The organism is Parabacteroides sp. Marseille-P3160 (assembly GCF_900162725.1).
Classification (GTDB): domain Bacteria; phylum Bacteroidota; class Bacteroidia; order Bacteroidales; family Tannerellaceae; genus Marseille-P3160.
Genome location: NZ_LT799418.1, coordinates 2,579,931 through 2,592,096 on the forward strand (window position 1 = coordinate 2,579,931; position 12,166 = coordinate 2,592,096).

Below are 12,166 nucleotides of genomic sequence, written 5' to 3' on the forward strand. Positions count from 1 at the left end.
GAGAATAATTGATAAATTGATAGTCCTTAGAAAATGCAGTTCTTCCAAGATCGAATGCTGCCGTACAATTACCAACCGGGATTCTGTACCAACTTTGAATTAATATCTATTTCAACCTGTGGAATAGGATATAAGTAGTGTTTATCGTTTGCACTCGGTTTACCAAAATCATTTAATGTTTTAACCATAATATGATCACCGTCCTTATTAATTTGGCGGATAAGGTCGAACCAACGATGATATTCAAAGTTAAGTTCCAAGCGACGATCCAGATAAATGGAATCACGGAATTGGTCTTTTGTCAAACTTCCAATTTTAAATTCAGGTAATCCTGCCCGCTTCCGAATCAAATTATAGTTTTGATAAGCTTCTTCATTCGGTCCATAAAGTTCATTATTTGCTTCTGCATTATTCAGCAATACTTCCGCATAGCGAATAATAGGTACGTTAATCCCTGATTGTCCAAGCATTGTAGGTACGTCACTATCATAATATTTGTAACTAGCATAGCTATTTCCATCATTTTGTTTAGGATCGATTGTATAAGTGACGCCGCCGATAGTATAAGAAGTTGTCAATGAAACAGCTTTTCTTTTATCATTATCCGAAAAATGCTTAATCAAATCAGGAGTCGGTTCATCTGCAAAAGTTCCATTTAATGCCTTAATCCCCAAAGGAGCCGTACGGTTTCCGAAACCATTTCCATTCGCTAATGTGGAAGAATTGAACTGCGCTGAGAACAAATGCTCCTTTCCATTTTTAGTCGCTTTATTAAATACTTCAGCATAATCCTCAAAAAGATCATAATACCGATCGGAACGCTTTATAATGTTATTGGAATGATCTATTGCTTTTTTAAGCAACTCTTCCCTGTTTTTTATCACTGAAATATTATAAGCCCGCTGGTTATCATCCAAACTCACATTCGCCAATGTTAAATAAGCTAATGACAAGAAAGCTTCTGCTGCTGCAGCATTTGCACGACCGGCATCCGAACCGTTTTGATCAAAGTACCAGGGAAGCCCGGCCGCTGCATCTGTAAAATCCTGGATTACCTGATCATATACCTCTTCTGCACTTGTCCGGGATACTAAAAGAGTGTTTTGGTCCAAAGTAGTCGTTTCATGCAGAACTAGAGGAACACTACCATACAAACGAACCAAATTAAAATAATATAAACCTCTCAAAAACTTTGCTTCCAGAACATATTGCTTTAAAAGCGCCTCCTCAGCAGCGGTAGTGAAAGGAATTAAAGGTATTTTATCAATCGCTATATTCGCTTTATTAATTGCTATATAATGCTGTTGCCAGATTTCCTTGACACGTAATGTCGAAGGAGAATGGTCTAATGTCGATTGCGCTTTCACATCGGCATTTGTTGCTCCCGGCCCCATCTTTATATCATCCGCCATAAATTCTTGCCCCGTGACGAAAAGAATATTATATGGCGTTTGCGAACCGCTATAATTAAGTCCATAGTAGACTGCCGTAACCGCAGCTTTTGCGTCAGCTACTGTTTTGTAGTAGCCTTCAGATGAAACAAAACTTCTGGCATCTTCATCTAAAGAAGTACATGACGGTAGAAGGGCAAATAATCCCCCCATAAATAATAAATAGTAAAAGGGACTGAATAACCTTTTCTCCAATTGTTTTTTTTGTATTATTGTATCCATATTTTTTTAGTTTATGGCAAGCAGGTATTTTTATAAGAGTATAATATTTCTTCAAACACCCTTGTTGCCAATTCAAATGATAACTGAATAGAATTAAAATGTAATGCTTAAACCACCTAATACTGTTTTACTGATAGGATATACAGCATTATCATAGCCTTGGGTTAATGTCGTTTGTTCATTCCGGCTAGCTTCCGGATCATAACCTGTATAATCTGTTAACGTAATTAGGTTTTGAGCAGAAACATAAAGGCGCAGTTGTTTTATCTTGACTGCTTTCATCAGTCTTTCAGGAATTGTGACTCCAAAAGTTATATTTTTTAACCTTATATAAGAACCGTCTTCAATATAGATATCTGATGGAAGAACTGCCGGATCCTCAATTGCGCGCTGAACATCTGTATTTTCATTGCTTGGTGTCCACCGGTTAAGCAATCGTGTCGTTGCATTTGTATATCCCGTACCCAGGTTCAGATAAGCAGCTGTATAGTTATACAGTTTATTGCCATAGGAACCTTGCAATAAGAAACTCAAATCAAATATTTTATATGAAAAATTATTCGTGATTCCAAAAATAAACTTCGGCTGTGCATTTCCTACGATCGTACGATCGCCTGCCTGTGTAATCGCACCATCCTGATTAACATCAATATAACGCTGATAGCCCGGCAAAGTATTTGCTTTGTTTTTAGGCAGGTTTGCTATATCATCCGTCGATTTGAAAACTCCATCCGTCTTAAGAACATAAAAAGAACCGACCGCTTCTCCAACTTTAGCTATGGATGGGTCTGAAATGATATAATCAATGCCTTCCCCTAAACTTAAAATCTTATTTTTATTTGTTGAGAATACGATATTCGTATTCCAATTAAAAAGACCTTTTGTATTAATCGTATTCAAGGTAAGCTCTATACCTTTATTCTCAACAGAACCATAATTCTGAAGCGCCGTCAAATGCCCGGAAGTTGCCGGAATGGATACGCTCAAGAGCAAATCCGTCGTTTTCTTATAATAAAAATCAGCGGACAAATTAATACGGTCTTCAAATAGGGCCAAGTCAAAAGCACCCGTATACTGTGTTGTTTTTTCCCAAGTCAAATCATCATTCGCAATTCGTCCTGGAGCGCCGCCGATAACTACTTGGTCACCCAGAATATATTTAAAGGTTGCAATATTAGACAAAGACTGATATACACCTATTTCCTGATTTCCTGTGATTCCCGCACTTAACCGTAGTTTGAGTGCCGATATCGGGGTAACCCCTTTCAGGAAATTTTCCTTATTAATATTCCAGGCAAGAGCGCCGGAAGGAAAGTATCCCCATTTATTGTTTTTACCGAACCTGGAAGAACCGTCGCTCCGTCCGGTAAATGTCACGAAATACTTTTCTTTATAGTTATAGTTGACACGTCCGAGATATGAGACTAACTGCCAAGCTGAATAAGAAGATGAGGCCGCCTTATTTATCGCTCCGGCTCCTAAATCATAGTCTTGCGTCGCATCGCTTGTAAACCCTCCCTGCGAAGCATTTCTTCCATCGGCTTTGTACTGCTGCTGCGTATAGCCGATCAGCGCATCATAGGAATGGTCGCCCAACTGTTTGTTATAATTTAACGTGTTCTCGTTTAACCATGAACGTACAACCTTATTTCCCTGCTGTCCTCCTCCGCTGACAGACTGCCCTTCATATAAAGATATCGGAATATACTGGTATTCATTACTATGAATCTGGTCTATACCAAAACTGACTTTTGCCTTAAAGTCATTCATGAATTTATATTCCGCATATGCATTCCCCAATACCCGGAAAGTACGGGCAAAGTTTTTTTGTAAAGTTAATGTCGCAATCGGATTTCCTAATGCGGCTTCACCTGGCTGCTTAAGTGTAAAAGAGCCATCTTCATTATAAATCGGAAAATCGGGGCGGACAGCTAATACCGTATTTATAATGCCAGTTGGAGCTTCATTAGCTTTTATTTGGCTAATTATCAGGTTTTCTCCAATTGTCAGATCCTTTGATATTTTCCGGTCCAGATTAACTCTTGCAGAAATACGCTCAAAATCCGAATGGATGATAATCCCTTCCTGCTTATAATAGTTTGTAGATAAAGCATAGCGCGTCTTGTCGTCTCCACCTGTAAATGAAAGCTGGTGGTTCTGAGTCAATGCCTCCCTGAACGCAGCATTCTGCCAATCATAATCCACATTGGCCAATGCATCGATATCGGATTGGGAGAAAGGAAGTTCACGGATTGTCCCTTTTCCTGTAAACCTTACAACATCGTTAGAGGTTGTAACGGCGTCATTTTTTAGTGAGGCAAATTCTTGTGCAGACAGAAGAGGAATCTTTTTCCCGATCCACTGATTTCCTAAATAGGCATCATAAGTTATCGTATTACTGCCCGCTTTTCCTTTTTTTGTCGTGATTAATACAACCCCGTTTGCTCCGCGGGCTCCGTATATAGCTGTAGCAGATGCATCTTTCAGCACATCTATCGATTCGATGTCACCAAGGTTAATCGTAGACAAAGCATTGATACTGGCTCCGCTAATAGTCCCTGAACTCGCGTCGCTGTTTGAGTTGTAAACCGGGAAACCATCTATAACATAGAGTGGTTCATTACCTCCATTTATTGAATTTCCTCCCCGTATCCGTATGCTGACAGCAGCACCCGGCTGTCCTGAAGTCTGCGTTACCTGAACACCGGCAGCCCTTCCCTGGAGGGCATTATCGAATGAACTAATAGGAAGTTGCGTCAATTCCTTTGTCGAAACAGAAGACAGCGACCCTGTAAAATCGCTCCTTTTTTGAGTTCCATACCCGATAACGACAACCTCATTTAATAGGTTCAGGTCTTCTTTGAGACTAATGAGGAGAGGCTCCGTATATTCATAAATCTCTACTGATTCATTACGAAAACCTAAAAAATTAACACTAAGTTCGGTAGGTAATGACTTAGCATAAACAGTGAATTTCCCGTCGATGTCCGTCGCGGTTCCGGTTTTTTCGTCTTTCAAGATGATGTTCACTCCAGGGACGGGCTCGTTTGTTCTTGCATCAACGACTTTTCCTTCTATTTTGGTGCCGGATTGTTGAGCAAAAATAGAAAGCGGGGAGAGAAATATTAATAATACCATAAAGGATATCATCGATAATTTGATTCCTCGGGAAAAAAATAATATTTTTACCATGATTTTAATTTATTAAAGTCAGGGTGTCCTCGAATCCAATTGCAGTCGGTAGAGAGGGCACCTTTTCTTTTATTTGTTCTCTTATGTATTGTATTTTCTTCCGAACAACGATGCTTCTGCTTTTTCAAATGGTCCTTTCTAAAAAGTCAGAAGAATAAATTCATTTTTTTTCTTAAGAAAATTTATAAGAATTATTTTGAAATTTATCTCATCCGGAAGGATAGAAATGATTGCTTATTATTTTTTCGAATTTTAATGATAACAACAACTATTACATAGCCTTGCATTAATAACTCTTCGAGAGATAATAAAAACTAAAATAATAAACAAATAGTACAGCCATTTCTGCAATAGAGTAATGAGGGAGAATAAATATTCCATGTTGACTAATAATTAAAAAAATTAACCTATTAATTGATATTGCAAAGATGTGGTAGTTTAAATTAACATGATATACCTTATTTATGGTATATTTATAATCTATTTATGGTATATCTTATTTTACGTTTCGTAAAATACCATTTAATCACTTTCTCCGACATCTCTGACGCTATTTTCGGTTGTTTCTTAGCCATATTCGTAGTTTCGTTCGGATCTTTTTTGATGTTATATAACTCAAGATTGGTTCCGTCAGCATTTACCAATACTTTCCAATCACCCCGGCGTATGCTTAGATGTGGGCTCTGATGATGTACCTGCGGTGGACGACCAAAGAATCGATTACGACCAAAATCCCATACAAGGTCTTTTTTACGATGCTGCGCTTTGATACCTAATAACGACTTGCTCATATCTTCACCGCTATAATTGAATCCTTCCGGCATCTTTGCACCGGTAATTGCACAAAGGGAAGGTAGAATGTCTACTGAACAAACCACGCTTTCATCTTCTATTTCACCTTCTTTTATCTTCGCGGGCCAACTGATGATGAAAGGCATTCTTATTCCTCCTTCATATAGACTGACTTTTGAACCTCTCAAGCCGTTTGTACGGATTTGGTCGAATGTTGGCAAAGCCCCGTTATCACTTGTAAAGATAATCAACGTGTTTTTTAATATTCCTAATTTTTCCAACCCATCTATAAAACGCCCTATCTGCCTGTCATATTCTTTAAGTACAGCAACAAAATTAGATCGGCTTGTCCAGCTTGCTTTTTCATCGAAAAATTCCTCCTGTGGAATCCAAGGGTCGTGCATATCATCTGGCCAAAGATTTACAAAACAAGGATTATTCTTATGGCGTGACAAGAAATCTAAGGCTTTATCAACGAAATATCCGGTGCGTTCCCAACGCTTGATGCTGTCCTGCTTGCTCCAAATCCAATCGGATGCAGTTATTAGTTTGTCAGGATCCGGACTTTCATAAGTCGACACATATTCATCGAAACCATAAAGGGGTATCTGTGGTGCATCGTTTACATCACGTCCACCACCCATATGCCACTTGCCTATATGAGCGGTTGAATAACCTGCATCTTTCAGCACTTTAGCCATGGAAGGAGCTGACGGATCCAGATAATCAACCTGCTCACATTCTGCATTTCCGGCTCTTTCATGTAGAAAGGTATTCACTCCCCACTCAGTGGGAAACATTCCTGTGGTTAGAGATACACGCGAAGGAGAACTCACAGGAGATGCTGTGTAATAATGATTGAATTTAAGCCCATTGGCAGCCAAACGATCTATATTGGGAGTTGTAACCCAACCGCTGTTATAACAAGACAGATCGCCTATGCCCATATCATCCGTATAAATGATTACAATATTGGGACGCTGTTCCTTTGTTTCCGTTTTATCTATTGATGTACTTTCAGAATAACAATTCGCAAAAATACAAGGAATGCCGATGTAGAATAACTTTTCCATTTGTTTCATCCGGTTATCATATTTTAGTGCTTTGTCTCTCTACATCTGCCGAAGTAGAATATGAATTCGTATATAGGAAAGATGGAATGGAGTAGGGGGTAAGGTATGTGTCGGAATATCATAAAGCCATTTGTGCAATAGAGTGATAATTGATGATGAATTTTTCATTGCTGTAATATTAGTTAAAAACATCAACTTATTGTTGATGCTACAAAGATGAAAGAGATTTTGTGAATATAATATACCGCATTTACGGTATATTTTAAATCTGTTTAGGGTATTATTTAGAAAGCAAAAACCATCTCCTCTTGATCGATATCTCTGCTTTTGCATAGAGAATTGAAAGGAGGAGATGGTTGAAAAAGAAAGTATGGCCGCCTCTTGGCGGGGACGGGACGAGCCGGATGGCTGGACAATTACCCGGCCATAAACATTTCCAGGTCTTGCTCTACGGTGGAAATGCCTCCAATGCCGAAGTGGTCGACCAGGACTTTGGCTACATTCGGGGATAAAAATCCGGGAAGGGTCGGCCCTAAATGGATATTTTTAACCCCTAAATGGAGAAGAGATAATAACACTATAACTGCTTTCTGCTCATACCAGGCGATATTAAAGGCGATCGGTAACTGGTTGATGTCTTCCAACCCGAATACCTCTTTCAGTTTGAGGGCTATGACGGCAAGTGAGTAACTGTCGTTACATTGTCCCGCATCCAGTACCCGTGGAATGCCTCCAATGCTCCCCAATGGTAGTTTGTTATAACGATATTTGGCGCATCCGGCGGTGAGGATGACCGTATCGTCCGGTAAAGCCTTTGCAAATTCCGTATAATAGTTACGGTCTTTCATCCGGCCGTCGCATCCGGCCATCACAAAGAATTTACGAATTGCGCCGGATTTGACTGCTTCTACCACTTTGTCCGCCAAGGCTAATACCTGTGCATGCGCAAAACCTCCGATGATCTTGCCGGATTCGATCTCTACCGGTGGTTGCGAGGTTTTAGCCATAGCAATGATTTCGGAAAAATCCTTCGGCATTCCGTCTTTCCGTTCCGGGATATGGCGCGCTCCGGTCAAGCCGGCGGCTCCGGTGGTGAAGATACGGTGGGAGTAAGAGGCATTTTTGTTTGGAGGGACAATGCAGTTGGTAGTGAAAAGAATCGGGCCGTTAAACGTCTCGAAGTCTTGCTTCTGTTGCCACCAGGCGCCACCGTAATTACCGAATAGATGCTTGTATTTCTTTAATTGCGGATAGTAATGGGCGGGAAGCATTTCGCTATGCGTATAGATATCTACGCCTGTACCTTCTGTTTGCTGTAAGAGCTCTTCGATGTCGCGCAGGTCATGTCCGCTGATCAGGATCCCCGGGTTTTTCCCGGCTCCGATATTTACTTCCGTCACTTCCGGATTACCGAAGCGTCCTGTGTTGGCCGCATCCAGCAAGGCCATTGCCTCAACGCCGTATTTGCCGGTTTCCAAAGCTAAAGCCACCAATTCATCGGCGGAAATGTCTGTACGGGTAATTTCCGCCAGCGCCCGTTGCATGAATAGATAGAGGGCATCGTCGGTCCGGTCCAGGTTATAGGCGTGTTCGGTATAGGCCGCCATCCCTTTCAGCCCGTAATGAACCAATTCTTTGAGCGAACGGATATCTTCATCGGGGGTACGCAAGACGCCGACCTCTTTTGCTTTTTGCATGAACGTTGATTCTGCTCCGTTCCACGTACATTCGTCCGGGAGAGAGGAGGCGGATAGGCCGGATGCCTCTGCTAATCTATTTTTAAGGGCAAGTCCTTCGACCACCTTTTGGCGGATTGCTTCAAAATCGAAATTCGCATTGGTAATGCTTATAAATAAAGCGTCGATCACAAACTTATCCGCTTCTTTCGACGGATTTCCCTGTTTCCGCAGCGCCTGGTTGTATACGGCGATACCGCGTGTGACAAACAATAATAAATCTTGAATGTCGGAAACTTCCGCCGTTTTCCCGCAGACGCCGACTAATGTACAACCTGTTCCTTTGGCTGTCTCTTGGCATTGATAACAAAACATACTCATGGTGCTTCTTTTATTAATTGAGGCAAAGCTATCCCATGTGTAGGAGAGGAAACGGTATCATTTGTTACACTTTTCCGTTTTCCTCCCTTATTTTTCCTGCCGAAGGCGTCCGACTATCCCTTCGCTGCTGACATAGATACATTCTTGTCCGTTAAGGGGGACGACCGTTCCGATAAGCGAATTACCTACTTTATGCTTCCATAGAAGCCGGCCGGTCTTTCCTTCGAGGGCGAAGATGACGCCGTTTTTGGTACTTCCGAATACGGTTCCGTCTTTTTCTACCGGCATGGAGGCGGCATGGTCGTAACCGTAACCGACGTTGACGCTCCAGATCCGCCGGGCTTCCGTACTCTCTGTAGAGTAACAGACCACGCTGTCCTGCATTGTTTTACTGTAGATGCGGGAAGAGTCGGCGGACAAGCCGATCGTTTCGCGTACCATCGATTCTTTCGTGCGCCAGAGGGCTTCGCCGGTCTGGGCGTCCAGTGCCGTCATCACCCGGTCCGGTGCAGTGAAGAATACCTTTCCGCGGGCGGCTACCGGCCAGACGGCGGCCGGAGAGAAATGCATCCGCGTCAATCCTCCGTCCCATTGCCAGCATAACCGGCCGTCTTCAAGATTCAGGGCATACATCCGGTTGTCCCAAGCGCCGAAGATCACTTTTCCGTCATAAACCAGCGGGCGTGTTTCTATGTATCCCTTGATACCCGCGTATTCCCATTTCAGCTTGCCGGTTTTCAGGTCGAGAGCACGGAAAGTCCCGTCACTGGCTCCGATATATACAACTCCTTTATGAATGGTTGCGGCTCCGAGGACAGGTTCTTTCGCTTCAAATTTCCACTTCAGCTTACCCGAACGGGTATCCAGCGCATAGATCAGTTTATCGGCCGAACCGAAAACGACGGTCTGGTCTTCTGCTGCCGCCGTTCCCACGATCCGGTTGCCCGAAGAAAAGCGCCAGCGTTCCCGGCCGTCTTTAAGCGAATAGCAGGCGAAAATGCCGGCATCATCACCGATATAGACCGCTTTGTTATAAACGATGGGAGAGGCGTAGAGTGCATTCTCCGTCTTTGTGCTCCAGATTTCCCGGACTTTCGGATAAGTTCGGTTGTCCGAATAGTCCGGGCGGGGATAGGACGCGTTATCTTCCGTATAATAAGTATGCTTCAGAGAATAGCCGCCCCAGCGGATAGGCTCCTGCCCAATCCTTTTTTCAGAGACAAGGATTGAATCCGGCGTTATTTCGTATAGGGAATACCCGCTGAGGTTATCAGGCTCATTACGTAAATTGGAGCGATTGATGAAACCCGGGATGCCATCGTAAAAGAATAGCCGGTTGCTGTGATAGTGCCCTCCGAGGACGGCCTTGATCTTATATTTCCGGACAGCGTCCGTCACCTCGTACCAGTTATCCACATCTCCGGGCAGGAGAGGGTAATGGGTGACCAGGACCACCGGCTGTTCCGGTTTTTCCGCCAGGGTTTCTTTCAGCCAACGGATATCCTGGGGCGCCACGTGGCCGTCCATCATCCGGATCACCGGACCGGTTCCGAAGCCGAGAAAGCGGATGCCGTCCTGTTCGAAGTCGAAGCGTTCGGAGCCGAAAATATGTCCGAAGTCTGTTGCTCCTGATTCGCTCCATTTCGTTTCATGATTCCCCGAAAGTGCATAATACTTTACTTTCAGGCGGTCGAGCTCGGCTTTTACGCGGAGAAGGGAGCTCCGGTCGCCCTCTTCGGTCAAGTCTCCGGTAACCAGAACGAAACTCAGGCCGGGTGTCCGGTTGATTTCTTCGACGGAGCGTTTCAGATCATAAAAGGCAGACGTGTCATTGCTTCTCACATGCAAGTCTGTCAGAAGTGCAAAGCGAAAATCCTGGGCGCCCAAGATAAAGGCGCTGATAATAAAGAGAAAGAGGAAAACTACTTTTTTCATACGGTTTCTTTTTTGCGAAAAAAGCCAGGTCATTCTTCTACGGATGCAGCCACAATATTGGCAATCAGCGCCCGCAAGCGATTTACCCCTCCTTTGTCCGCCGGATGTACCCGGTTAGTCAGGAAGATGACGGCTGTTTTTGTGTCGGGATCGATGCTGATGGAAGGGCCTGTATACCCTGTATGCCCGTAGGTGTTCCAACCGAAAAGGTCTCCGTTGTTGGATGCATATGGTGAACAGACGTCCCATCCCAGGGAACGGCCGAAAGATTCGAATCCGCGGGGTATGGTGCGCATGGCTCTTACCGCCGCCTGGCTCAGGATGCGTGTCCCTTTGTACTTTCCACCGTTCATCAACATGGCGACCAACCGGGATAGGTCTTCGGCGTTTGAGAATACGCCGGCATTTCCGGAGATTCCTCCGTTTACTAACCTTGCCAGCGGATCATGTACTTTTCCGTGCAATACGCTGCCGTCCGCCTGCTTTTCCGTCGGGGCCGCCCATTCCAATGTTTCGCCTTGCGGATTATAGTCGGTATGCTTCATTCCCAACGGGCGGAAAATATTTTTCTGTGCAAAGTCCTGCAATGTTTCCCCACTGATGGTCTCCACAATGCGTTGAAGGGTGATGAAGTTAAGGCAACTGTAATTGAAATCCGTACCCGGGCGTGTCCTCCGGCTGACGGTCGAGATGTAATCGATTAATCCGTCCGGGTTAGGCAAGGTGTATTTTTTCTGCAAAGAGTCCACCGGAGCATAGGAGGGAAGCCCGGAAGTATGCGTCAGCAGATGAATGATACGGATCGGCTCCCTCTCTGTTTGCAAGCTGTCTCTCCATGGCTGGTAGCCGGGGATATAAAGCGCAACGTCGTCCATCAGCCGCAATCTTCCGCGATCCAGTAGGATCATGACCGACACGGCGGTCGAAATGGATTTACTGACCGAAGCCAGGTCGAAGACGGTTTCTTCCGTCATCGGTATTGTGTCGGGATATACCTCCTTATTTCCATACGCTTTACAATAAACCAACCGGTCGTTTTTGACGACCGCTACGACTGCTCCCGGGATTTCCCGGTCTTGGATTGCCTGGTTGACTACCCGGTCCACCATGGCCAGATGCGGGATGTCGATGCCCCTGCCTGCCGGATTGGGGTCTGCTTCCGCCCGGCTGATTGAAAGACAGGCGAGGAGCAAGCAAAGTCCTGAAGTAAATGTGATTTGTCTCATCGATGTTTATCTTATTATTGGCAAATATAAAAATAAACGAATGAATCCTAACGTTATTTATTTTAATTAACCGTTAAATATATTTTCTTCTTAGAGTACGCCCTTTTTCTGCCGAGGCACGCAGGAAATCGGTGGATGATGCCCGAGGCGATTTATCTTCGGTAAATCAGAGTAAACTCATTTAAACTCCTATTATGTTCGGCGGAAGCTCCAGCTTC

6 protein-coding genes are annotated in these 12,166 nt (G+C 43.8%); all 6 read right to left on the minus strand.

Annotated features, from left to right (window positions below):
* Positions 1 to 68 precede the first annotated feature (68 nt).
* Positions 69 to 1,673, minus strand: a complete 1,605-nt coding sequence (locus BQ8014_RS10220; protein WP_080904250.1) for a RagB/SusD family nutrient uptake outer membrane protein — start codon at positions 1,671 to 1,673, stop codon at positions 69 to 71.
* Between the two features lie 93 nt (positions 1,674 to 1,766).
* A complete protein-coding gene (locus BQ8014_RS10225) occupies positions 1,767 to 4,811 on the minus strand; it encodes a SusC/RagA family TonB-linked outer membrane protein (protein ID WP_200814391.1) in 3,045 nt (1,014 codons plus the stop codon).
* A 527-nt stretch (positions 4,812 to 5,338) separates the two neighbouring features.
* Positions 5,339 to 6,739: a sulfatase family protein gene (locus tag BQ8014_RS10230; RefSeq protein ID WP_200814392.1), complete on the minus strand. Its 1,401-nt coding sequence runs from the start codon at positions 6,737 to 6,739 to the stop codon at positions 5,339 to 5,341.
* Between the two features lie 407 nt (positions 6,740 to 7,146).
* Entirely contained in the window at positions 7,147 to 8,787 is a 1,641-nt protein-coding gene (gene hcp / locus BQ8014_RS10235) for a hydroxylamine reductase (RefSeq protein WP_080904252.1), read from the minus strand.
* A gap of 87 nt (positions 8,788 to 8,874) precedes the next feature.
* Entirely contained in the window at positions 8,875 to 10,722 is a 1,848-nt protein-coding gene (locus BQ8014_RS10240; RefSeq protein WP_080905920.1) for an outer membrane protein assembly factor BamB family protein, read from the minus strand.
* Between the two features lie 29 nt (positions 10,723 to 10,751).
* Positions 10,752 to 11,948 carry a serine hydrolase domain-containing protein gene (locus BQ8014_RS10245; protein ID WP_080904253.1) on the minus strand — a complete coding sequence of 399 codons (1,197 nt, stop codon included), beginning with the start codon at positions 11,946 to 11,948 and terminating at the stop codon, positions 10,752 to 10,754.
* Positions 11,949 to 12,166 lie beyond the last annotated feature (218 nt).